A 22902-nucleotide genomic window follows, 5' to 3' on the forward strand; every position below is an offset into this window, starting at 1 on the left:
GCCCCCGGCCCCGGCCCCGCCCCCGCCCCCGGCCCCGGCAGTGGATGTGGCGTACCCTCGGCCCATGGGCCCCTCCGCATCCGACGCCACCGATTCCGCCACTGCCACCTCCGTCGCCTCCGCGACCGCCGCGAGCGCCGCGACCTCCGCGACCGCTGCGAGCGCCGCGAGCTCCGCTCGAGCGCCGCTGCTGCGTCTGGGAGTGCTGGCGACGTCACGCAAGGTCGACGAGCGGCGGCTGCCGCTTCATCCGGCTCATTTCGAACGCATCGATGATGATCTGCGGGCGAACATGGTGCTGGAGTACGGGTACGGCGAGCGCTTCGGGATCACGGATGACCAGCTCGCCCCGCTCGTGGGGGCACTCGGCACGCGCGCCGACATCATCGCGTCGACCGACGTCGTTCTGCTGCCGAAACCGCAGGCGAGCGATCTCGAAGACCTGCGCGACGGGCAGGTTCTGTGGGGCTGGCCGCACTGCGTGCAAGATCGGGAGATCACCCAGCTGGCAATCGACAAGAGCCTGACGCTGATCGCCTGGGAGGCGATGAACCACTGGAACAGCGACGGGAGCTACGGGCTACACGTGTTCCACAAGAACAACGAGCTCGCCGGGTACTGCTCGGTGCTGCACTCCCTGCAGCTGTGCGGGTCGACGGGTGACTACGGCCGGCGCCTGACCGCCATCGTGATCGGGTTCGGGGCGACCGCGCGGGGTGCAGTGACCGCGCTGAACGCCCACGGCATCCACGATGTGCAGGTGCTGACCAACCGCAGTATCGCGGCGGTGGGGTCTCCGATACCGTCGGTCGACATCATCCAGTTCGAGCACAATGACGAAGCGCCCTTCGAGAGCATCGTGAATACGGAAGACGGCCCTGTGCTGCTCGCGCCGTTCCTCGCCGAGCGTGACGTGGTGGTGAACTGCACGCTGCAGGACCCGAATGCGCCGCTGACGTACCTGCGGGAGTCCGACCTCGACGCGTTCCGCCCCGGCAGCCTGATCGTCGACGTGTCGGTCGACGCGGGCATGGGGTTCAGCTGGGCCCGGCCCACCACCTTCGCCGACCCGATGTTCACGGTCGGCGCGGCGACGAACTACTACGCGGTCGACCACAGTCCGTCGTTCCTCTGGAATTCGACCACCTGGGAGATCAGCGAGGCGCTGATGCCGTTCCTCCGCACCGTGATGGAGGGGCCCTCGTCGTGGGCCGACTCCGACACGATCACCCGCGCCATCGAGATCGACGGCGGCCGCGTGCAGAACGCCGCCATCCTCGAGTTCCAACACCGCTCCCCCGAGTACCCCTACCCGTAGGCAGCCTGACCCGGAACGACACGTTCTGCGGCATCCGCCCCGCTCTGTGGCGAGGATGCCCGCAATCGTGTCCGTTCGAGGGCCCGACGGGCGCGACGGGCGCGGGGGGCCGACGGGCGCGGGGCGCGACGGGGGCGCGGGGGGCGCGGGGCGCGACGGGGGCGCGGGGGGCGCGGGGGCGCGGGGGCGCGGGTCAGACCGCCTGGAGGAAGGGCTCGGGTTCGGTGGCGAAATGGGCGAGGGCGGAGGGGAGCGTGCGGCCCTTCGTGCGCATCGACTGCGCCCAGAGGCGGCCGGCGCGGTACGAGGAGCGCACGAGCGGACCGGCGAGCACCCCGAGGAAGCCGATCTCCTCGGCCTCCTCCTTCAGCTCGACGAACTCCGACGGGTGCACCCAGCGCGAGACCGGCAGGTGCCGGGGCGACGGGCGCAGGTACTGCGTCAGCGTGATGATGTCGGTGCCGGCATCGTGCAGGTCGTGGAGGGCCTGGCTGATCTCCGCCCTCTCTTCCCCCATGCCCAGGATGAGGTTCGACTTCGTGATGAGCGACGCCGCCCGCGCCTGGCTGAGCACGTCGAGCGACCGTTCGTACCGGAACGCCGGTCGAATGCGCTTGAAGATGCGCGGTACCGTCTCGACGTTGTGGGCGAACACTTCGGGGCGCGCGGCGAACACCTCGCCGAGCAGCGCGGGGTTGCCCGAGAAGTCGGTCGCGAGAATCTCGACCCCGGTGCCGGGATTCGAGGCGTGGATCTGCCGAACCGTCTCGGCGTGCAGCCACGCCCCCTCGTCGGGCAGGTCGTCCCGCGCCACCCCGGTCACCGTGGCGTAGCGCAGCTTCATCGAGGCGACGGATGCTGCGACCCGGCGTGGCTCGTCGGTGTCGTAGTCCGCGGGCTTACCGGTGTCGATCTGGCAGAAGTCACAGCGCCGGGTGCACTGCGACCCCCCGATGAGGAAGGTGGCCTCACGGTCCTCCCAGCACTCGAAGATGTTCGGGCAGGCGGCCTCCTGGCACACCGTGTGCAGGTCTTCGCTCTTCACGAGCTCCTGCAGCTGCCGATATTCGGGGCCGAACCGGGCCGTGGTCTTGATCCACTCCGGCTTCTTCTCGATTGGGGTCGAAGCGTTCCGCACCTCGAGTCGCAGGAGCTTCCGGCCCGAGGGCCCCTCGGCGCTCACGCGGCCACCACCCCGACGCGGGCGTGCGGCACGGCCGGGCCCCGGTCATCCGTTCGCCCCTCGAAGAGCTGCGCCAGGCGTTCCTGAACGAAGGGCAGCGCCTCGGCGGGCGTCACCTCGCGGCCGAGCACCGCGCTGACGGTGGTCACCCCTGCATCACGGATGCCGCAGGCCACGATGCGCGCATACGGCTCGAGACTGTTGCTGCAGTTGAGGGCGAAGCCGTGCATGGTGACTCCGTCGGCGACACGGATGCCGATGGCCGCGATCTTCGACTCGAGCCCCGGTTGCCCCACCCACGCTCCCGAACGCCCCACGACCCGGTGTGCGCTCACCCCGAGGTCGGCGAGCGCAGCGATCAACGCGGATTCGAGGTCGCGCACGTAGCGAACGACATCGATCGGCTCGGCGAGCCTGACGATCGGGTAACCCACGAGCTGGCCGGGGCCGTGCCAGGTGATCTTGCCGCCGCGGTCGACGTCGATGACGGGAGTGCCGTCGGCGGGCCGCTCGGAGGGCTCCGTGCGCCGGCCCGCGGTGTAGACCGACGGATGTTCGAGCAGGAGCACGGTGTCGCCCGTCTCCCGCGCCGCCACCCGCGCGTGCATTCTGCGCTGCAGCTCCCAGCCGTCGAGGTATTCCACCATCCGCCGGCCCACACCCTCGTCCCTGAAATCGACCATATCGGCAGCATACCTTTTCTGGACTCAGTTCATCAATTATTGTGCAGCGGTCGGGACGGTCGCCGGTACAGCTCGCGGCTAGCATCGGAGAACAGCTCCGCCCACCCTGAGATTCCGGAGGCCGCATGTCGCTCTCGATGGCCGTCACGCGTCTGCTTCTGCGCCTCCAGCCCACCCGCACGAAAGACGCATCGAGCCTGGTCGCGAGAGTGAGCGCCCGCACGCCGGCCGCTCCGATCAGCAGGGAGATTCTGCGCCTCGCAACGGTCGAGGAACTCCGTGTCGGGGGCCAGCGCGTCATACGACTCACCCCGAGAACGGGCGCGACGGGGGCCCAGCTCGTCTATCTGCACGGCGGCGCATACGTGTACTCCCTGGTCACGCCGCACTGGCAGATCCTCGCCCGGCTGATCGCCTTGAGCGGTGTCACCGTCACCGTGCCGTTCTACGGTCTCGCCCCCGAGCACAGCGCGAAGGACGCGTACGAGCTGCTCGACGAGGTGTGGGCCGATACCGCCCGGCGCTCCGACGGCCCGGTCTTCGTGGGGGGCGACTCGGCCGGGGGCGCGCTTGCGCTCGGGCTCGCGATGCGGCTGCGGGATGCACAGCAGCCGCAGCCCCGGGCTGTCATCCTCTTCTCGCCCTGGCTCGACATCACCCTGGGGAACCCCGAGGTACCCGGGCTCGCGAAGCGCGATCCGATGCTGGCTCGCGCCGGTCTGGTCACGGCAGGCCAGTGGTGGGCCGACGACCTCGACCTCCGCTCGCCGCTCGTGAGCCCCCTGTTCGGCGACCTCACCGGGTTGCCGCCGCTGTTCGTCTACCAGGGTGGGCGAGATCTGCTCGCCGCCGACGCCCAGGAGCTGGCCCGGAAGGTGTCGGCCGCAGGCGGTCGCATCGAGCTGCGGTTCTACACGAACGCCTTCCACGTTTTCGTGGGAGCCCCGTGGACCCCGGAGGCGAAGCGCGCTCTCGCGCACGTCGGCAGCGTGCTGCGCGGCGACAAGGCGCCCCGCGACCGTAAGCTCAGAACCATGACCCCGCCGCCCGCAACGCCCCCGTCTTCACGGCCCCCTTCGTCTTCGTCCGGAGCCTCCGGCGCACCCGCCACCCTCACCCAGCTGTCGGGCGAGAAGTTCGCCTCGCTGACGACGTTCCGCAAGACCGGCGTCGGTGTACCGACCCCGGTCTGGGTGGCGCGCGACGGCGATGCGCTCATCGTCGTGACGCCGTCGGAGAGCGGTAAGGTCAAGCGCCTCCGCAACAACTCCCGCGTCGAACTGGCACCGTGCAACAGAACGGGGAAGGTGCCCGAGGGAGCGCTGCCGACGGAGGGCGTCGCCGAGATCCTCGACGCGCCGGCCGACGTCGAGCGGTTGACCCGGGCGTTCCGCGAGAAGTACGGCCTTGAGTACCGCGTCGTGATGCTCGTCGAGCGCATCGCGGCCCGCCGGCAGAAGCCGCGCGTGATGCTGCGCATCACCCCGCCCGCCGCCTGACCCTCCCCGAGCATCCCGCGCACGCGCCGGGGCGTCAGCCGCGCAGGGCGTCGCGCAGCTTGACGCGGGCGCCCGTACGGAGCAGCGAGTTGCTGTAGATGCGCGACCCGAGCACGATCACGCCCGCCGTCACGATCACGAGCACCACGAGCGCCAGCAGGGGCTCCCACCACTGGGCTGTTCCGAGGAACAGTCGCATGGGCATCCCGACCGGTGCCGAGAACGGTACGTACGACATGATGCCGAGCACCAGCGGATTGTCGTTGAAGAAGATCACCAGGAAGTACGGGATCATCACGAGCATCGTCACGGGTGCGGTGACCGACCCGATGTCCTCCTGGCGGGAGACGAGCGCCGCGGTTGCCGCGTAGAGCGAGGCCAGCAGCACGAAACCGAAGGCGAAGAACACCACGAACCAGATGATCGACGGCCCGAGGCTCGCGAGCAGCGTGCTCTGGCCGGTCGCGAGCAACCCGATGCCGGCGAGCACCGCGATGGCCGCGATCTGCCCGAACGCGAGCAGGCTGTTGCCGAGCACCTTTCCGGCCAGCAGGGCCCGGACGGGGATGGTCGACAGCAGGATCTCGACGACCCGGGTCTGCTTCTCCTCCACCACGCTCTGGGCGATCGTCGACCCGAACGTGATCGCCGACATGAAGAACACCAGCCCGAAGGCGAGCGCCACGAAGTACACGATCAGGGGGTTCTGGTCGCTGGGCTCGAGCAGCTGAACGGTCGGAGCAACGCTGAGCGCCTGAACCACAGCCGTCGGGGCCGAGTCGAGGGCTATGACGGTGTACCCAGAGGGCGCAGAACCGCCCGTACCCGAAGCCCCGTCGGCCCCGAGCACCGCTGCATCGACTGTGCCGTCGCGCACCAGCGCCTCCGCGGCATCCGTCGACGGCGCCAGCCGCACGTCGAGACCCTCGACCGCCTGGACGCTCGCCGCCACCGGCGACCCCTCGACGACGCTGACCTTCGGCAGCGAGCCCATGCCTCCGACGAGACCGCCGATCACGACAGAGGCGAGCACGGCGAGCATCAGGATGCCCGTGGAGATGAGGAATGCCTTGCTGCGCAGCCGCATGGTGATTTCGCGCTGCGCGACGAGCCAGGTGCCGTTCACTGGATGACCTCCTTGAAGATCTGGGCGAGAGAGGGGTGTTCGGGGCTGAACCTCAGCACGCTGCCGCGCCGCAGCCCCTCGGTCAGAACCTGCTGGGCGGCGGCGACACCGGGCGCACCCGGCGTGACGTCGAACCGCGCGTACCCGCCGTCGAAGTCGACCACCGTGATGCCCTCGAGGTCACGGATCCAGCCGGCATCGACCGAGAGCTCGATCTCGTACCGCGACCCGCCGTGCTGCGACTGCAGGGTCGCCTTCGACCCGCTCGCCCGGATCGTTCCGCCCGCGATGACGACGAGGTCGTCGCAGATGCGCTCGACGATGTCGAGCTGGTGCGAGGAGAAGAGCACGGGCACCCCCCGGGCCGCGTGTTCCGCCAGAACGCCCTGCACCGACTCGACGGCCAGCGGATCGAGCCCCGAGAACGGCTCGTCGAGCACGAGCACCTCGGGGTCGTGCACGAGCGCGGCGGCGATCTGCGCACGCTGCTGGTTGCCGAGCGAGAGGCTCTCGACCGTCGTATTGGCGCGTTCGGTGAGGGCCAGTCGTTCGAGCAACCGGTCGGTGCTCGCCTTCGCAGCGGCCGGCGACATGCCGTGCAGCCGGCCGAGGTACACGATCTGTTCGGCGACCTTCATCTTGGGGTAGAGGCCGCGCTCCTCCGGCATGTAGCCGAAGAGGGCCCGGTCGGCGCTCGAGAGCGCCCGGCCATCGAGCGAGACCTGCCCGGAGTCGCTCGAGAGCACCCCGAGAATGATGCGCATGGTGGTCGTCTTGCCGGCTCCGTTGCCGCCGACGAACCCGGTCATCCGACCCGCCCCGACGGTGAAACTGACGTCGTCGAGGGCTTTCAGGCCCCCGAACGACCGGGAGACATGGGCTACGTCGAGCATGGTTCCTCCGATCTCTGCACGGTCTGCGTGCGCGATGACCCCACGCTACGAGAGACTGCAGCGCGCCCGCATCAGCCGCACGGTGGGCCGCTCTCAGCCGGGCGGAGGAGCCCCGGGAACGACGATGCCGTTCTCGTAGCCGAAGACGACGGCCTGGATGCGGTCACGCAGGCCCAGCTTCGCCAGGATCTTCGAGACGTGCGACTTCACGGTGGCCTCGCCGAGGTACAGCACTCGGGCGATCTCGGCGTTCGAGCGACCGGCGGCGAGCAGCCCGAGCACCTCGCGCTCCCGCCCGGTGAGGTCGTCGAGCCCGGGAGCCGGCACGGGCCGCACGCGGGCGTTGTCCGCGGGGTCTGCGGTGCCGGGCGCCGCCATGAGGCGCTCGATCACCGACCGTGTGACGCCGGGCGAGAGCAGCGCCTCACCCCGGGCGATCACCTGCACCGCCTCGACGATTGCTTCGGGGGTCGCGTTCTTCAGCACGAAACCGCTCGCCCCCGCCTTCAGGGCGTCGAACAGGTAGTCGTCGCGGTTGAAGGTCGTCAGAATCAGGATGCCCGAGTGCGAGCCGCTCGCAACAATGCGTCTGGTCGCCTCCAGTCCGTCGGTGCCGGGCATCTGTACGTCCATGCAGATGACGTCGGGCCGAAGCGACGCGGCCATCGTGATCGCCTCAGCCCCATCGACGGCCTCGCCGACCACCTCGATGCCGTCTTCGGTCTCGAGGATCATCCGCAGCCCGACCCGCACGAGCTGCTGGTCGTCGACGAGCAGTACCCGGATGGCGGGCGCAGCCGCCTGCACCCCGGATGCCGCGGCCGTCGTCACTGCGGCACCCTGGCCGGTGTCACCGGGAATCGCGCCCGCACGACATATCCCCCGCGGGCCCTCGGTCCGGCCTCCAGTACGCCTCCAGCGGCATCCACCCGCTCGCGCATACCGAGCTGGCCGAGGCCGCCCGGCTCGACATCCGGGTTCGCGCCCGGGCGCGAACCACCGCCGCGCCCGTTGTCGCTCACCTCGATCTCGACGGCGCCGTCGAGGTAGCGCAGCCGGGCATCCACTCGCGCCGCCGGCCCCGCGTGCTTGCGGGCGTTGGTCAGCGCCTCCTGCGCGATGCGGTAGACGTTGAGGCTGGTGGCGGGTGAGAGCGCCCCCGGAGTTCCGACGACCCAGAAGTCGACCTCCGTGCCGAGCAACCGGGTCTCGTCGATCAGAGCCTCGAGCTGGGGGACCCCCAGGCTGCTGGCGTCGTCGAGAGTGAGGGGTGGGGCTGACTGGCGCAGGGCGCCGAGCAGGTGATGGAGGTCGTTGACGGCGACCCGCGCGTTCTCCTCGATGGCTGCGACGGCGGTCACCGCCTTGTCGAGCAGTTCACCGTCGCTGTCGCTGTCGACCTTCGCCAGCACCCGCCTGGCGGCCCCGGCCTGCACCCCCATCACCGACACGTGGTGAGCGACCACGTCGTGCAGCTCGCGGGCGATGCGGATCCGCTCCAGCACGACAGCCTGGCGCTGGCTGCGCTCGCGCTCGGCCTGCAGTTCTCTGGTGCGCTCCTCGAGCAGCTCGCGGGCACGGGCCGACGACCACGCGCTGTTGCCGAAGTAGTAGGCCGCGGCGAAGTAGAGCAGGTTCTGCAGCACCTGGATGGACGCCAGGGCGATGTACGGATCGAGCGCTCCATGCCCGGCACCCAACTCGCCGAGCCCCGGGCTCGAGGCGTTCACGACCAGGGTCGAGAACAGCCAGAGGAACATCCCGACGATGATCGCGAGCCGCACGAGCTTCGCCACCGTGCGATTCACCCCCCAGGCCCCGAGCGAATACAGGGCGACGAAGAGACAGATGTTGCTGAATAGCACCTCGGGCACGAAGAGCAGCTGGCCCGCGACGAACGCAGCCGCGACGACCAGCGCCACAACGGCGGGAAGACGACGACGAAACGCCAGCGGCGCCGCGATCACAACGGCCCAGAGCGCCGAGACCCACCACGCCGGTGGGGTGAAGCTCGTGATCGACGCGTAGACGAAGGCGCTTCCGACCGTGGCGACAACCAGTACCGCCGCAACCGCGGCATCCCTGCCGAGGGCGGCCGGTGAGGGACGCTGCCGCTGCCAGGCGCCGGCCGTCGGGGTGCTTTCAGCCATGGCCCCACGGTACCAAGCACGGTGGGCCCGGTCATCCCCCGCCAGACGGATACCCGAGTCGTACACTGGGCCTGACGGGATCCGGAGCGCCCATGAGGGCACGGTCCCCCGTCTTCACAGGAGATGACGAGACATGGGCGAGACCCGCAACACCGCGAACATCCGCGCGGCCCGAGACCAGCTCGTCCGACTGGCGAGCGAGTACGACCGCGCCGTCGACGAGTTCCGCTGGCCCGAGATCGGGCCCACCTTCAACTGGGCGACGGAGTGGTTCGACGTCATCGCGGAGAAGAACGACAGACCCGCCCTGCGGATCGTCGAGGAAGACGGCAGCGAGGCGACGTACAGTTTCAGCGACCTGTCGAGTCGTTCCGACGTCGTCGCCGGGCGACTGTCGGCCCACGGCATCCAGCAGGGCGACCGGGTCATGGTGATGCTCGGAAACCAGGTCGAGCTGTGGGAGAGCGTTCTGGCTCTCAGCAAGATCGGGGCGGTGATCGTCCCCGGCGCCGTCGCACTCGGCCCGGCCGAACTCCGGGATCGCATCGCGCGCGCGCGGATCTCCCACGTCATCGCGAACGCTACAGACACCGGCAAGTTCGACTCCGTCGACGGTGACTACACCCGCATCAGCGTGCACGGGACCGAGACGGGCGCGGCGGGCGTCGACGCACCGGCGGGCTGGGCGTCGTACAGCGAGTCGCCGGCGGCTGGAGCGGACTACATCGCCGCCGCCCCGGCGGCCGCCGATCCGCTGCTCGTCTACTTCACCTCGGGCACGACCAACAAGCCCAAGATGGTCGAGCACACCCAGACCTCCTACCCGGTGGGCCACCTCAGCACGATGTACTGGCTGGGCGTACGGCCCGGCGATGTTCACCTGGCGATCAGCTCACCGGGCTGGGCAAAGCACGCGTGGAGCCTGATCTTCGCACCCTGGATCGCCGAGGCCACGGTGTTCGTCTACAACTACACGAAGTTCGATGCGGCGACGCTCGCGCGCGAGCTCGACCGGGCCGGGGTGAACACCTTCTGCGCTCCTCCGACGGTGTGGCGGATGCTCATCCAGGCGCACGATGTCGTGCGGCCCCGCGCGCTTCGCGAAGTACTCTCGGCCGGGGAGCCGCTCAACCCGGAGGTGATCTCGCGCATCGAGGAGATGTGGGGGTTGACCATCCGCGACGGCTACGGACAGACCGAGATGACCGCCTCCGTCGCCAACACGCCCGGCACCGTGGTGAAGCCGGGTTCGATGGGGCGGCCGCTGCCCGGCGTTCCGGTGGTTTTGGTGGATCCGGCGACGGGCGCGCTCGGTGACGAGGGCGAGATCTGTCTCGACCTCGCCGCGCATCCGTTCACCCTGATGACGCAGTACCTCGACGACCCCGAACGGAACGACGAGGTGATGCGCGGCGGGTTCTACCACACGGGCGATCTGGCCTCCCGGGACGAGCGGGGCGACATCACCTACATCGGCCGCACCGACGACGTGTTCAAGTCGTCGGACTACAAGGTCTCGCCGTTCGAGGTCGAGAGCCTGCTGATCGAGCATCCGGCCGTCGTCGAAGCGGCCGTCGTGCCGGCGCCGCACGAGACCCGGCTGACGACGCCCAAAGCGTACATCGTGCTGGCCGAGGGCTGGGCGCCCGACGAGCAGACCGCCAGAGCGCTCTTCGAGCATTCGGCAGCGACCATGCCGTCGTACATGCGTGTGCGACGGATCGAGTTCGCGGAGCTGCCGAAGACGGTCTCGGGAAAGATCCGCCGTGTCGACCTGCGGCTGCGCGAAGAAGCGGCCCATCGCGACGGGATCGTGCGGGACGGTGAATGGCGCGTCGAGCAGATGACCGCCCCGAACGCCGGGGCCGCCGGGCGATGAGTGCAGCGAGGTTTCCGCGCCGGGTCTTCACACAGGGGTCCGAGCCCGACCCGCGCTTCACCCTGGCGAATGAGAGAACGTTCCTGGCGTGGATCCGTACGTCGCTGGCTCTGATCGCCGGCGGAGTCGCCCTCGAGGCGCTGCAGCTGCCTGTGCAACCGGGCCTTCGCCTCGCGGCGGCCCTCGTGCTGGTGCTGGCGGGCATCGCCGCGCCACTCCAGGCCTGGTTCGGCTGGGCGCGGGTGGAGCAGGCGATGCGGGCCGGGCGGGCACTGCCGGGGTCGGTGCTGGCGGCACCCCTGGCGGTGGTGGTCAGCGTGGTGGGCGTGCTGCTGCTTCTCGGGTATGCGCTGAGATGAGCGGTGGCGACGGGAACGACGTCTTCGACCCGGGCCTGCAGGTGGAGCGCACCGCTCTCGCCTGGCAGCGCACCGCACTGGCCCTCATCGCCGGCTCGCTCGTGGGAGCGCGGGTGCTCGCCCCCACGACCGGCTGGGGGGGCATCGGGCTCGGTGTCCTGGGGGCGCTGCTCGGGCTGTTCGTGCTCGCTCGGTCGGGCATCCGCTACCGTCACACCCATGGGGCACTGACGACGAACCGGCGGGCGCCGGGCCCCCTGCCGGGCGCGCTGCTGATGGGCGTGCTCGCCGCGGCGGTGCTCGTGGCCGGCGTGGTTGCGCTGCTCTATGTCGCCCTGCACGCTGGCTGAGCTCGCTTATACCTCTTTGCGGTCGACGCCGCCAACCGCCTCGAAGAAACAGGTGACGACGTGGTTTAGGGTGGTTCACTGTGACCATGAGAGAGCTGCACTACGGATCAGGCGTGATGACGGTCAGCTTCGACGTCTGCTCAGCCGTTTTCGACTATGCCGTCGCGCTGGCCAACGCGGGCAAGACCGACCGCATCACCGTTCCGGTGCTCATCGACGGCCAGCGCGGTTTCTCCAACCTGCTGCTGGGTCCGAACACCCAGCTCTACTGCTCGGCCGTGCCCGATCGAGCGAAGACCGACGACACCGACCTCGACGACGCCGCCCTCGTGGGCGAACTCTCGCGCAAGGGCTCGCTGCTCGGCGCTCACCCGCAGGTGAGGCCCTCCAGCGGTGCACTCGGCATCGATCTGGCCGACCTCGACACCGCCGACCTGGACTGAGGCCGCCCAGCCCGCACCCTGCTCAGCCGAGCGCCCTGCTCTCGGCGATGAGTTCGAGCCCCGAAGAGCTGTTGGCGGCATTCATGAGCACCTCGACCCAGGCCCGGTTGAGCGGGATGCGCTTGGATCCCTGGTAGGTGAACTCCAGGTGCATGTACGGATGCATCCACAGCGTGCTGTGCCCGCTGCCGAAGTCGGATGACCTCTCCCAGCTGAACGAGAAGCTCTCCCCGCGTTTCAGCTTCGCCACCATGACGGCCTGCAGGTGCGCCAGATCACGGTCGTCGATGTTCACAGATTTGGCCGCGGGGCCATAGAGCAGTGTGCCCACAGTGGATACTCGATGTCTCGAAGGCGCGGCACTCGGTGAACGCGCGTGGCCGGGGGAACATCGCGCGACAGAACCGCACCGCTCGACAGGGCGATCCTACGCGACATCCGACAGCCGACACCCGACACCCGCGCCGGTGGCGCGATGACGCCACGTTCACCCCAAAGGGGACTGCCCGGCGCCGTGGCCCGCGCGGGAGAGTTGGCTCCGAGCGGCGCCGAAGACGGGGCATCGCGCCGACGAACAGAGCCGCCCGACCGAAGGATCGCCATGACCCGACACTCTTCCGCTGCTCCCCGGAGGCGCCCGCGGGTCGCCCTGGTGATGGGCGTCGCAGCCGCGCTCGCGACCAGCCTCGTCGGCGGGGTGCTTCTGGCCTCCCCCGCCAGCGCGGCGACCCCGAGCGCAGCGGCATCGGCAGCGGCATCGGCTGCGGCAGCGGCATCGGCATCGGGAGCCGACATCCCGCTGCTCGGCAACCCCGGCAGCGGTGTCAAGATCGAAGTGATGGGCCATCCGGCCGATTCCGTCGACGATGCCGGCTATCCCTCGATCAACATCGGTGTCTACGCCGACGGCCGGGTGAAGCTGATGAGCGGCGGACGGTGCCTCGACACCTGGGCGGCCGGCGGCTTCCAGATTTTCCGCGAGGTCGGCATCTTCGGAGACTGCATCGAAGACCCCTCCCAGGCCTTCTACTTCATTCCCGCGGTCGAGCGTCCCACGGCCGCACCCCATTCCGACTACAACGACCACGTGTTCCACATCGTCTCCGTGTCGGGGAAGAAGTGCCTGAGCAGTTTCAACCACGGCCTCGCACCGGAGGGAGACTTCGGCGCGCGCCTGCAACCCTGCGACGACAACACCAGCTTCCAGCAGTTCCGCATTCTGAACGACCCGCTCGACGCACTCGGCGTCAACCGCCAGTGGGAACACATTCTCGGTCTCTCCCTGAAGTACGCCACCAACCACTGCGCCGGGTACGACGGGCCCGACGAGAACTCCCCCTGTTCCGTCAGCACAGGCACAGATCCGGCCACCGCCACGTTCTCGGCTGCGGGCAGCGAGGCGGCCGCAGCGCTCGGCACCCTCACCACGCGGAGTGCGGGATGTGGCACGACCGTCTCGACCACGCTCCCCTCGATGCACAACGCCAGCAGCACACCGCTGCCGGTCAAGCTGGTCACCGCCGGCAGCTACGCGCACCAGGTGAGCATCTCCGACACCGAGACGACGTCGGCCGAGTACTCCCTCACGGTGGGCGTCAAAGACCTCTTCTCTGAGACGGGCAAGATCGGTTTCACCTGGCAGCACCAGAAGGTCACCGCCAACACCTCGACCGAGACGCGCACGACCGAGGTCGATCCGACGCTTGCGCCCGGCGAGTGGCTGATGGGAACGTGGGAGAGCCAGGTGCTGCAGTTCACCGGCCTCTGGAAGCTCGGCCTCGACGAGCCGACCACGCGCCCGGGGGCGTTCACCTGGTACATGCCGGCCACGAGCATCCTGCCCGCCGCCCTCACGGCCACGGGTTCCAGCCCGTTGACCTACACCGTCGTGCAGTCGTCGACGCAGAAGGACTGCGATGCCGTACCGCCCTCGATCAACGTCGCCCCGCCGACCCTCGCCGGAAGTGCCGCCTGCACCACGGCCGCCTCGGCTCGCGCCGGGAGCACGGTGTACGCATGCCCCGGAACGTGGAACATCCCCGGAGTGAACCCCACCCCGATCTATGCGTACCAGTGGTACACGATCGCCCAGGGCAGCACGACGCCGAGCGCCATCCCGGGAGCGACCGCGCCGAGCTACTCCGTTCCCGACCAGCTCGTTCCGCCGAGCCCCGCCTCCGCGTTCCTCGGCGTCGTCGTTCGGGAGATCGGCCCGGCGACCAGGCGCGAATCGGCCCCGGCCATCACGGTGGCCACCGCACAGCTGCAACCGCGCCTCGCCGGTTCGGCCCAGACGACGGCCACGAACTTCGTGGGCCTGGTACCCGACGCCTCCCTCGGTCAGCAGTACAGCACACCGCTCGTGGCGACCCCCGGAACCGGCATGAGCCTCTCCAGCGACGCCTCCGCGCTCGACGGGCTGAGCATCTCCGCAGATGGCGTGCTGAGCGGGGTTCCGGCCACGCCCGGTGACTACCCGTTCGAGGTGACCGACACCCCTCTGGGCGGAGGCTCCCCGCAGAAGGTGAGCTTCTCACTGCATGTCGCCGGCGAACCGACCACCTGGGCATCGACACCCGATCTGCAGGCGACCGTCGGCCAGGCATTCTCGACGGACACGGTGACATCGGCGCCCGACGGACTCGACCTGTCGATCGCCGGCCTCATTCCGGCAGGCCTCGACTTCGACACGAAGACCGGCGTTCTGAGCGGCACCCCGACTGCCGCGGGTGAGACGACCTTCACCGTCTCCACGGTGTGGTCGGCCCAGACGTTCACCGTGCATGTCGCCGACACGCCCACCGTGCTGAACCCGGATGCACTGCCCTCCGGCACCGTGGGAACACCGTACGACGCCCAGACGGTAACCGCAGCCGGAACGAACATCCAGATCGGCCTGGTGGGAAAGTCGCTGCCCGGCGGGGTGGACTACTCGCCGAACGCTCCGATCAACCAGCTCGGCCTGCCGGATCTGACCGGTGCCGGGCTCACTCTGAACGCCGACACCGGCGCCCTCACCGGAACGCCGACGAAAGCAGGAACGATCACCCTCACCGTGGCGAATCTGAGCGATCCCGCGCAGGCGCCGATGACGAAGACCATAACGATCGCCGATGCCGGATCCGGCACCGTGCCGGCAGAGCCGGGGCAGATCGCTCCGGCGGCGAAGCCCGGCCGCACCGGCCTGGCGGCGACGGGTTCGGACTCGGGACTCTACTTCCCCCTGGCGCTGGTGCTGCTCGCGATCGGGGCCGTGCTGACGATCATCCGTCACCGCCGGATCAGGGGCTGACCCGGGCCGGCCGCGTGCTCGGCGACACATCGACGGTCACCGAGGCGCGGTCGGCACCCAGCACGATGGTGTGGTGCCCGAGGCGGCTGAACAGCGGCCAGACACCGGGGTCGATGCCGCGGCGGCGCGTGCCGGTGATCGAGAACACCACCCGTGACGCGGCGCCCGGCGTGTGGCTGTGCGGAGCGTCGACGAAGGCGATGTCGAGGGCGGGGGCCGTGGCCTGCGCGACCGAGAGCCAGGCCAGGGCCAGAAGGTTCCTGCGCTGCGCGGGCTCGAGCCTCGCCGCGAGAACGGCCGGATCGTCGATCGTGACCGTGCGGCTGAGGTGGTCTGACTCCGCCACGGCGATCTGCAGCCAGGTCTGCTCGTGGTCGGCCACCAGCGCGAGGCGCAGTTCGTCGCTGAGCGTCTCGGCGCGAGCGGCGGTCTCATCGTCGATGGGCTCTGCAGCCGGCAGCTCGGCCACCAGTGAAAGCAACCGTTCGGCATCCCGGTCGAGGCGGCGGAGTTCGGATGCCGCGGCCACCCCGAGACCGAGGGCCGGAGCAGTCACGAGGCTCTCTGTCACCGCCTGGTCGATCTTCCGCGCGAGGTAGCGGTCCGCCGCACCGATCATGGTGATGCCGGCCACCACCGGTGTGAGTCCCAGCAGCAACCCTGTCACCGCCGAAGGAAGACTGGCCGGATCCAGGAGCAGACCCGCGAGCACCGACGCACTGCCGCTCACCGTGAGGGCGATCGAACCGGCGATACCGCGCCGCAGAGGCTGCAGCGGGAGGCAGGCGAACAGACAGGCCCCGAACCCGATCACAGCCGTCGGGTAGAACGGCGTGAGGGCGCCGTCGAGGGCGAACGCAGCGAAGTCCACCGCGACTGCGAGCACACCCGCGACCGTCAGCAGGCGCCAGAAGCGACCCGGGATGATGCCACCGCTCCGGCGCGCGACAACGACCGCCGCGATGAAGGTGGCCACGAGGATCGCCCAGGCGAGAAGCGAGATCCACCGCGACGGGCCGTTCGACCACGACCAGCCGAGGGAGAAGAGGCCGCGCACCATCAGCAGCCCGCCGAGCACCGTGAAACCGAGCCCCAGGTAGCCGGCGCTGACGTTGCGGTCCTGACGGATGCGGGTGCGCAGGCGGCTGATCGCGACCGGCCCGGCCCGGTTGGCCGCCACCAGTTGCGCGAGCGTGCCGAGATGGCTCCGTTCGCCGGCCCGAGGCTCCCGACGAACGCTCACCGCGGCACCTCGAGCAGCACCGTCGTGCCGTGGCCGGGCGAGGAGAAGACCCGCGCCGATCCGCCGACCGACGCAATCCGCGCCTCGATCGACTCCGCCACGCCCAGGCGGCCGCGCGGAATGAGATCGCGATCGAAACCCACGCCGGTGTCGGTCACGACCGCACGCACGAGCCGTGCATCCTGGCTGATCGTGACCTCGGCCCGGCATTCGCCCGAGTGCAGCCTGACGTTCTCCAGGCTCGCCCACACCGCGCGCACCAGGGCATCGAGCTCGGCCGGGGCAGCATCGACATGGTCGTCGCCGTGCCAGGCGATGTCGAAGTCGTGCGCGAAGCTCCAGGCGTCGATCGTGCTGTGCAGCTCACGGTTGGCAGTCACCTCCGCATTTCCCGTGGCATGCGACGGCCTCCCGCCGATGATGCCGCCCGTGCGGAGCTGGGCCAGCATCAGGGCGTCGGCCGCCGCCTGGGCGCGCAGTGACGACGGCAGCACCCCCACTCCCGAATGGGCCACGACCGTGAGCGTGGCGAGCACGGTGTCGTGCAGCACACGTGCGCCGTATCGCAGCTCGGCCTCGGTCTCGGTCGACCGCCGCTCGGCGGCGTAACCCTGACGCAGCCGGTCGAGCCCTGCCTCGGCACGCCGGGAGCTGCGCGCCAGCCACAGACCGGCGAAACTCATCGCCAGCCAGCCGCCGACGATGGCGATCGCCACGAAGACCTCCCGCCCGAACGGCGCAGAGACGACGACACCGAGCACCAGCACCGGAATGAGGGATGCGACGGCGATGACCGGGAGCGAGCGGCGGTGGCCGAACGCCACGAGGAGGGAGGGGATGGCCCATGACGCCAGGGCTGTCACCGTCGCCACCGTCGACGCGTTGTCGGCGCCCGAACCGGGCAGGAGGAATGTCGCGAGGGCACCAAGGCCCGCGCAGTAGGTCACGATCGCCGTGAGCACGCTGTGTCGGCCAGGCAGCAGGGCGAAACCCGTGATGACAGCGGCCATCCCGGCGAGGGCGGGCCCGAACGAGGCGATGCGGGCGAGTTCGGGCACCAGCAGGTTGAGCGCTGCGGAGAGCGCGAAGACAATGCCGAAACCCTGGGCGCAGATGTGTCCGAGCCGCAGGCGATCGGCGGGCAGCTGCGCCAGGCCCTCGGTGGCGGTGTCGAGGCCGTCCGCGACGCCAGAACTGTAGGTCACACCAGAAAGATAGCGCCTGCCTCCCTGTTCGGCGGCTCGAAAGACCCCCGAACGGGGCCGGGAATGACAAAATGGCAGGCATGGCTCCTGCACGCATCCGGCTCGCTGTCGTCGACGATCACCGCATGCTGCTCACCGCCCTCAGCGGATGGATCAGGAACGCGGCCGACGACATCGAGCTCGTCGCTGCCGTCTCGACCTGGCCCGACCTGTTGGCGCATCCGGAGTTCCCGGCCGACGTCGTGCTGCTCGACCTCGACCTGCGCGACGGGCTGCCCATCTCGGTGAAGCTCCGCGCCCTCGGCACCGTCGGTGTGGCGACCGTCGTCATGAGCACCTACTCCGACCCGGGCGTCGTTCGCGAGGCACTCGCCGCGGGAGCGCTGGGGTACATCGTCAAGAGCGAGCGGGCCGAGACCATCGTTCTCGCCGTCCACGCGGCGAGCCGGGGCGTCGGTTTCGTCTCACCGCGGCTGGTACCCCGAGAGGGCGACGGGGCCGAAGGGCCGACCCTGTCGTCACAGGAGGCGCGCATCATGGCCCTCTACAGCATGGGCGAATCGGCCAAACGCATGGCCGCCGTGCTGCACATCAGCGAGCACACCGCGAAGTCGCACCTGAAACGCATCCGCAGCAAGTACCGCCTGGCGGGGATCGACGTGAGCACCAAGGTCGCCATGCGCGACCAGGCCATCCGGAAGGGGCTCATCCTCGTCGACGGGTAGAGTTTCGACGGTGAACAGCTTCAGCCGTCCCTTCGCCACCCGCTGGAACGACAACGACGTCTTCGGCCATCTGAACAACACCGTCTACTACACGGCGATGGACACGACGATCACGGCCTGGCTCATCGGCGGGGGGCACTTCGACATCGAGACGTCTGACACGCTCGCGTTCTGCGTGTCATCCTCGTGCCGGTTCATCGAACCAGCGGCCTTTCCCGACACGGTCGAGGTCGTTCTGCGGGCGGGCCGGGTGGGCACGACGAGTATCGCGTGGCAACTCGAGCTGTTCAGGCAGAGCGACGGGACCCAGATCGCCGCCGGTGAGTTCGTTCATGTCTTCGTCGGGCGAGGCAGCAAACGGCCGGTACCGATCCCCGAAACGCTGAGGGCCGCAGCGCTGGCCGAGCTCACCGGCTGAGGCCGGTCGGCGAGCCGTCAGATGGCGACGGGCTCGTGAAACGCCGAGTTGTGGAAGATGAGCGGTGCGTACGCATCGTTCGTGTTCGTACCCACCACCTGCAGCACGATGATGCGGTGGTCTCCGGCCGGGTAGTCGTGCGCGATGGTGCACTCCAGCCAGACCGGGGCGTCATCCAGCAGGATCGCGCCCGAGGGCAGCACCAGCGTCGGAATGTTGTCCAAGCGCGCGGCCTTGTCTTTCGACGCCAGCTGGCGCACCGACGCTCCATGTCCCTTCGCGAGGATCGAGACGCCGATGCGCTCGGCCCGGGCGAGCTCGGGCCAGGTGGTCGACGTGTTCTGAACGGCGAACATGACCATCGGCGGCTCCATGCTCACGCCCGCCGAGAACGACGAGGCGATGAGAACGGTCGGTTCGCCATCGATCACCGCCGCCAGGGCCGCGACCCCCGACGGGAAGGCGCCGAACGTCTTGCGCAGAAGCATCGAGTCTGCGGTGTAGGGAAGAACTGACATCGGGTTTCCTTCGCGACGAGAAAGTGGTGAGGTTCGTACCCGAATCCTCGCACTGTGCAGATTTCGCCCGAATTGCGCCGCCCGAAACAATTTAAACCGCAGGTCACAGGCCCCGGATGCTCGACAACCGCCACCGGGCGAACACCTTTCGCCACCCCTCCCGCGGGCTCGCACGATGATTTCTGTATGCTCGCGCCATGACGAACCTGCTGACCCGCCTCGACCTGCGCCCCGTCAGGCCCCGCGACAAGGGGGAGCCGCACCGGGTCGCCTCGAGCCTGGAGCTGTTCTTCGACCTGGTCTTCGTGGTCGCGGTGTCGCTCGCCTCCCAGACGCTGCACCATCTCGAGACCGACCAGCAGGTCGCCGTCGGCGCCGGTGCGTACCTCATGGTGTTCTTCGCCATCTGGTGGGCGTGGATGAACTTCACCTGGTTCGCGACGGCCTTCGACAACGACGACTGGCTCTATCGTGTCACCACGATCGCCCAGATGGCCGGCGTCCTCGTTCTCGCCGCCGGAGTATCGGCCGCGATGGAACACGGCGACTTCGCCGCGGTGACGTACGGCTACGTCATCATGCGTCTGGCGATGGTGAGCCAGTGGCTGCGGCTCGCCGCGAACTCGCCGGAGTTCCGGCGCACGGCCCTGCGGTACGCCGGCGGCATCACCGTGGTGCAGGTGGCCTGGGTGCTGCGCCTGCTGCTGCCGGAGTCGCTCGGCGCGCCCAGCTTCGTCGTGCTCGCGATCGCCGAGCTGTGCGTGCCGGTCTGGGCCGAGCACCGACAGACGACGCCCTACCACAACCACCACATCGCCGAACGCTTCGGCCTGTTCACCCTGGTCGTGCTGGGCGAGGGCCTGCTCGGTTCTGCGAACGCCATCATCGACTCGCTGAAGGACTCCGAGCACATCGTTCCACTAGTCGTGCTCGCGATCTGCTCGCTCGCCATCGTGGCCTCGATGTGGTGGGTGTACTTCGCGACGCCGTTGCACAGCCGGTTCGGCAGCCTGCGCCAGTCGCTGACGCTCGGGTACACCCACTACGTGATCTTCGCTGCCGCCGCCGCGATGTCGGCCGGAATCGAGGTACTGGTCGACCTTCACGGCGGCGCGACCGGACTCCCGCCGGTCGTCGCGGCCGCGACCCTCACCGTTCCGGTCGCGGTCTTCGTGCTGGCGGTCTGGCTGCTGGCGATACGACCGACGGGTGCGCGAACGGCGAACACGATCATCCCGCTCGCCAGCCTGGCGATCGCCGCGAGCGCCCTGCTGCCCGCCGCCGAGGTGTTCACAGCGGCGCTGCTGGTCGTGATCGTGGCTACGCTGGTGGTGACGGGGCGTCGTTCGGGCACCGGGGCGAACATCGAGGAGTGACCATGAGGCTCGGCGTCACGATCGACTACTCCGAGGACTTCGCCGGCGCGGCCGCGGAGGCCGTGCACTTCGAGCGGGCGGGAATCGAGGTCGTCGCCGTCTCGGAGGCGTACTCGTTCGACGCGGTCAGCCGTCTCGGCTACCTCGCCGCGATCACCTCGACGGCGACGCTGATGTCGAGCATCCTGCCCCTGTATTCGCGCACCCCCACCCTGCTCGCGATGACCGCGGCGAGCCTCGACTCCCTGTCGGGCGGGCGCTTCGAGCTCGGCCTCGGCAGCTCGGGGCCGCAGGTGATCGAGGGATTCCACGGGGTGCCGTTCGCCCGACCGCTCGGGCACCTGCGCGAGACGGTCGAGATCTGCCGGGCGGTCTGGCGCCGCGAGCGGCTGGAGCACTCGGGGCAGAACTACACCATCCCGCTGCCGGAGGGGCAGGGAACGGGCCTCGGCAAGTCCCTCAAACTGATCAACAGACCCTTTCGTTCGGGGATACCCGTCGCGATAGCAGCTCTCACACCGCGTGCCGTCGAACAGACGGCGGAGATCGCCGACGGCTGGTTTCCGATGTTCTACCACCCCGAACGTGCGGCCGCGGCGTGGGGCGACTCCCTCGCGGCCGGGTCAGCACGGCGCGATCCTTCGCTCGGAGCGCTCGACGCGATCGTGAGCGTTCCCCTCTTCATCGGCGACGACGACGAACGGATGCTCGGGGCCTACCGCGAGCGCATGGCCCTCTACATCGGCGGCATGGGTGCGCCCGGTGCCAACTTCTACAACGAACTCGCCGTGCGCTACGGCTACGGCGGCGAGGCCGAGCGCGTGCAGGAGCTCTATCTGGCGGGCGAGAAGACGGCGGCGGCGGATGCCCTTCCCGACGACCTGGTGCTGGCGACGTCGCTCATCGGCACGGAGGCGCATGTGCGTGAACGCCTGGCGGCGTTCGAAGCCTCGGGCGCCACCACGCTGCTCGTGCAGCCGCTGGCGCCGACGGCGGCCGGCCGGGTGGAGTCGATCGAGGCCGTGCGGGCGATGCTGGGCTGACGCCGCGGGCGTGTCATTCTGCGCTGACGGCGCCGCCGAAGAGGGCGGTGAGCCGGGCATCCACGGTGCCCCGATCGTCGTCGAGGTAGGCGTTCACGGCGGCCCGCGCGTGGGCGGCCGCCGCGTCGAGCGGCACCTGGGCCTCGATGCGTCGCCCGAGGGTGTCGGCGGCGCGCACCCGCTGCACCTGCGAGGGGCTCGACAGGTCGGGCAGGTTCATCAGGTCATCCTGGGCGGTCTGTTCGAAGAGCCAGCACAGATCCCACAACAGGTTGAACGAGGGCTGCCTGAGGGCCTGCCGGATGACCGCCGTCTCGAGGTAGTACGACGAGACCGGAACACGGTTGTCATGCTTCCAGGCGAGCACGAGCCGGATGAGCGTTCTCAGGTGCGCATCACCGTCGTCGATGCGCGCGATGAGCTGCTCGCGGGCGCCCGGACGCGCCAGCACCCACCGTCGGGCGGCATCGGGAATCGCGACGATCGCACTCCCCCCGTCGCCCGGCGCCTCGTACGCGGGGATGAGGCGCAGGCGCGGCGCGACGATGGCGCCCGCGGCACCGTCTGCACCCGCGGCACCGTCCGCGCCCGCAGCGCCGTCCGAGCCCGCGGCGCCGTCTGCACCCGCTGCACCGTCGAGGGGCGTCGCGTCGACCAGCACCGAGTCAGACGTCGTCGTGACGAGCGCGTCGATCCCGGCATCCTGAACCGCCGACCGGATGCCCTGCAGCACCCGCGCGAGCGACTTCGGCCGCCCGCCGTCGAGTACGACGAACGCATCGAACCGGCTCGCGCCCCGAACCGCCGTGCCGTGCCGGAAGGCCCCCGCATCGACGACGCGCAGAACCCCCGCTGCGCCGACGCCTCCACCGCCCGGCGCCGTTGCACCCCCGCCGCATCCGGCACCCCCGCCGCGTCCGGCGCCCCCGCCGCGCATGGCACCCCCGCCGCGTGCCGCGCCACCGCCCGGCGCCGCCAGCGCATCGGCCACCGCATCCCGCAGCGCCACGTGGGCGCGCACCTCCGCCTCGGGCACCCGCGTCATCGCGGCCACCCTCTCGAGAACCTCTTCGTAACTCTCCACGCGTAACTCCCGGTCGTGCTCCCTGCTGAGCCTACGATCCGCACCCTCCCCCGTCACCCCCGGGTTTGGGCTCCCTCCTGCCCGGGCAGCTCACCCGGCGGCCGTCGGCGTGCGG

General features: G+C 69.7%; 21 protein-coding genes and 1 pseudogene. 11 read left to right on the forward strand and 11 right to left on the reverse strand.

Going from position 1 to position 22902, the window contains the following annotated elements; all coding sequences use genetic code 11:
• The first annotated feature begins 64 nt into the window (after positions 1-64).
• Positions 65-1318, forward strand: coding sequence for a N(5)-(carboxyethyl)ornithine synthase (locus B7R24_RS13100; protein WP_116419414.1), 1254 nt, complete (start codon positions 65-67; stop codon positions 1316-1318).
• Between the two features lie 193 nt (positions 1319-1511).
• Here the strand turns inward: B7R24_RS13100 and lipA are convergent, their stop codons facing one another.
• Positions 1512-2501, reverse strand: a complete 990-nt coding sequence (lipA, locus tag B7R24_RS13105; protein WP_116419415.1) for a lipoyl synthase — start codon at positions 2499-2501, stop codon at positions 1512-1514.
• Positions 2498-3187 (reverse strand): annotated as a pseudogene (lipB, locus tag B7R24_RS13110) (lipoyl(octanoyl) transferase LipB); the annotation flags it as partial. The pseudogene lipB and the gene lipA, both read right to left, overlap by 4 nt.
• Before the next feature lie 122 nt (positions 3188-3309).
• On the opposite strand from lipB, the gene B7R24_RS13115 reads away from it, so the two are divergent.
• Entirely contained in the window at positions 3310-4683 is a 1374-nt protein-coding gene (locus B7R24_RS13115; RefSeq protein WP_116419417.1) for a PPOX class F420-dependent oxidoreductase, read from the forward strand.
• A 34-nt stretch (positions 4684-4717) separates the two neighbouring features.
• Here B7R24_RS13115 and B7R24_RS13120 read toward each other — a convergent pair whose 3' ends face one another.
• The 4 genes from B7R24_RS13120 to B7R24_RS13135 all read right to left on the reverse strand — a co-directional run bounded on the left by B7R24_RS13120 (position 4718) and on the right by B7R24_RS13135 (position 8852).
• Positions 4718-5770 carry an ABC transporter permease gene (locus tag B7R24_RS13120; RefSeq protein WP_116419470.1) on the reverse strand — a complete coding sequence of 351 codons (1053 nt, stop codon included), beginning with the start codon at positions 5768-5770 and terminating at the stop codon, positions 4718-4720.
• A gap of 35 nt (positions 5771-5805) precedes the next feature.
• On the reverse strand, positions 5806-6702 hold the full coding sequence (locus B7R24_RS13125; RefSeq protein ID WP_116419418.1) for an ABC transporter ATP-binding protein: 897 nt from the start codon (positions 6700-6702) through the stop codon (positions 5806-5808).
• Positions 6703-6795: 93 nt separating this feature from the next.
• Positions 6796-7437, reverse strand: coding sequence for a response regulator transcription factor (locus B7R24_RS13130; protein ID WP_216363699.1), 642 nt, complete (start codon positions 7435-7437; stop codon positions 6796-6798).
• A gap of 92 nt (positions 7438-7529) precedes the next feature.
• Positions 7530-8852 carry a sensor histidine kinase gene (locus B7R24_RS13135; protein WP_116419420.1) on the reverse strand — a complete coding sequence of 441 codons (1323 nt, stop codon included), beginning with the start codon at positions 8850-8852 and terminating at the stop codon, positions 7530-7532.
• Between the two features lie 133 nt (positions 8853-8985).
• On the opposite strand from B7R24_RS13135, the gene B7R24_RS13140 reads away from it, so the two are divergent.
• The 4 genes from B7R24_RS13140 to B7R24_RS13155 all read left to right on the forward strand — a co-directional run bounded on the left by B7R24_RS13140 (position 8986) and on the right by B7R24_RS13155 (position 11883).
• Positions 8986-10731, forward strand: a complete 1746-nt coding sequence (locus B7R24_RS13140; RefSeq protein ID WP_116419421.1) for an AMP-binding protein — start codon at positions 8986-8988, stop codon at positions 10729-10731.
• The gene (locus tag B7R24_RS13145; RefSeq protein WP_116419422.1) at positions 10728-11090 is read left to right on the forward strand and encodes a YidH family protein; all 363 of its coding nucleotides are present in this window, start codon (positions 10728-10730) and stop codon (positions 11088-11090) included. Before B7R24_RS13140 ends, B7R24_RS13145 begins: the two co-directional genes overlap by 4 nt.
• On the forward strand, positions 11087-11440 hold the full coding sequence (locus tag B7R24_RS13150) for a DUF202 domain-containing protein (RefSeq protein ID WP_116419423.1): 354 nt from the start codon (positions 11087-11089) through the stop codon (positions 11438-11440). Before B7R24_RS13145 ends, B7R24_RS13150 begins: the two co-directional genes overlap by 4 nt.
• 80 nt (positions 11441-11520) lie before the next feature.
• Positions 11521-11883, forward strand: a complete 363-nt coding sequence (locus tag B7R24_RS13155; protein WP_116419424.1) for a hypothetical protein — start codon at positions 11521-11523, stop codon at positions 11881-11883.
• 22 nt (positions 11884-11905) lie between these two features.
• On the opposite strand, the gene B7R24_RS13160 is transcribed toward B7R24_RS13155, so the two are convergent.
• Positions 11906-12214 (reverse strand): DUF7882 family protein, encoded by a 309-nt coding sequence (locus B7R24_RS13160; RefSeq protein WP_147304036.1) that lies wholly within the window; start codon positions 12212-12214, stop codon positions 11906-11908.
• 270 nt (positions 12215-12484) lie between these two features.
• Here B7R24_RS13160 and B7R24_RS13165 point away from each other — a divergent pair, with 270 nt between their 5' ends.
• A complete protein-coding gene (locus B7R24_RS13165; RefSeq protein ID WP_147304037.1) occupies positions 12485-15175 on the forward strand; it encodes a putative Ig domain-containing protein in 2691 nt (896 codons plus the stop codon).
• Here the strand turns inward: B7R24_RS13165 and B7R24_RS13170 are convergent.
• Together B7R24_RS13170 and B7R24_RS13175 are read right to left on the reverse strand one after the other, a co-directional pair.
• Positions 15165-16418 (reverse strand): hypothetical protein, encoded by a 1254-nt coding sequence (locus B7R24_RS13170; protein WP_147304038.1) that lies wholly within the window; start codon positions 16416-16418, stop codon positions 15165-15167. The genes B7R24_RS13165 and B7R24_RS13170 overlap by 11 nt on opposite strands.
• Positions 16415-17623 (reverse strand): sensor histidine kinase, encoded by a 1209-nt coding sequence (locus tag B7R24_RS13175; RefSeq protein ID WP_116419428.1) that lies wholly within the window; start codon positions 17621-17623, stop codon positions 16415-16417. Before B7R24_RS13175 ends, B7R24_RS13170 begins: the two co-directional genes overlap by 4 nt.
• An 80-nt stretch (positions 17624-17703) precedes the next feature.
• Here B7R24_RS13175 and B7R24_RS13180 point away from each other — a divergent pair, with 80 nt between their 5' ends.
• Together B7R24_RS13180 and B7R24_RS13185 are read left to right on the forward strand one after the other, a co-directional pair.
• Complete coding sequence (locus B7R24_RS13180) at positions 17704-18348, forward strand: response regulator (RefSeq protein WP_116419471.1); 645 nt, start codon at positions 17704-17706, stop codon at positions 18346-18348.
• A 10-nt stretch (positions 18349-18358) separates the two neighbouring features.
• Positions 18359-18766, forward strand: a complete 408-nt coding sequence (locus B7R24_RS13185) for an acyl-CoA thioesterase (RefSeq protein ID WP_116419429.1) — start codon at positions 18359-18361, stop codon at positions 18764-18766.
• A 17-nt stretch (positions 18767-18783) separates the two neighbouring features.
• Here B7R24_RS13185 and B7R24_RS13190 read toward each other — a convergent pair whose 3' ends face one another.
• Positions 18784-19284: a flavin reductase family protein gene (locus B7R24_RS13190; RefSeq protein ID WP_116419430.1), complete on the reverse strand. Its 501-nt coding sequence runs from the start codon at positions 19282-19284 to the stop codon at positions 18784-18786.
• Between the two features lie 197 nt (positions 19285-19481).
• On the opposite strand from B7R24_RS13190, the gene B7R24_RS13195 reads away from it, so the two are divergent.
• Together B7R24_RS13195 and B7R24_RS13200 are read left to right on the forward strand one after the other, a co-directional pair.
• The gene (locus B7R24_RS13195) at positions 19482-20660 is read left to right on the forward strand and encodes a low temperature requirement protein A (protein WP_116419431.1); all 1179 of its coding nucleotides are present in this window, start codon (positions 19482-19484) and stop codon (positions 20658-20660) included.
• Between the two features lie 2 nt (positions 20661-20662).
• Complete coding sequence (locus tag B7R24_RS13200; protein WP_116419432.1) at positions 20663-21703, forward strand: LLM class F420-dependent oxidoreductase; 1041 nt, start codon at positions 20663-20665, stop codon at positions 21701-21703.
• A 13-nt stretch (positions 21704-21716) separates the two neighbouring features.
• Here the strand turns inward: B7R24_RS13200 and B7R24_RS17635 are convergent, their stop codons facing one another.
• Positions 21717-22787 (reverse strand): hypothetical protein, encoded by a 1071-nt coding sequence (locus tag B7R24_RS17635; protein ID WP_172582814.1) that lies wholly within the window; start codon positions 22785-22787, stop codon positions 21717-21719.
• Positions 22788-22902 lie beyond the last annotated feature (115 nt).

The sequence above is a fragment of the Subtercola boreus genome (assembly GCF_003399645.1).
In the GTDB taxonomy this organism is placed as follows: Bacteria; Actinomycetota; Actinomycetes; order Actinomycetales; family Microbacteriaceae; genus Subtercola; species Subtercola boreus_A.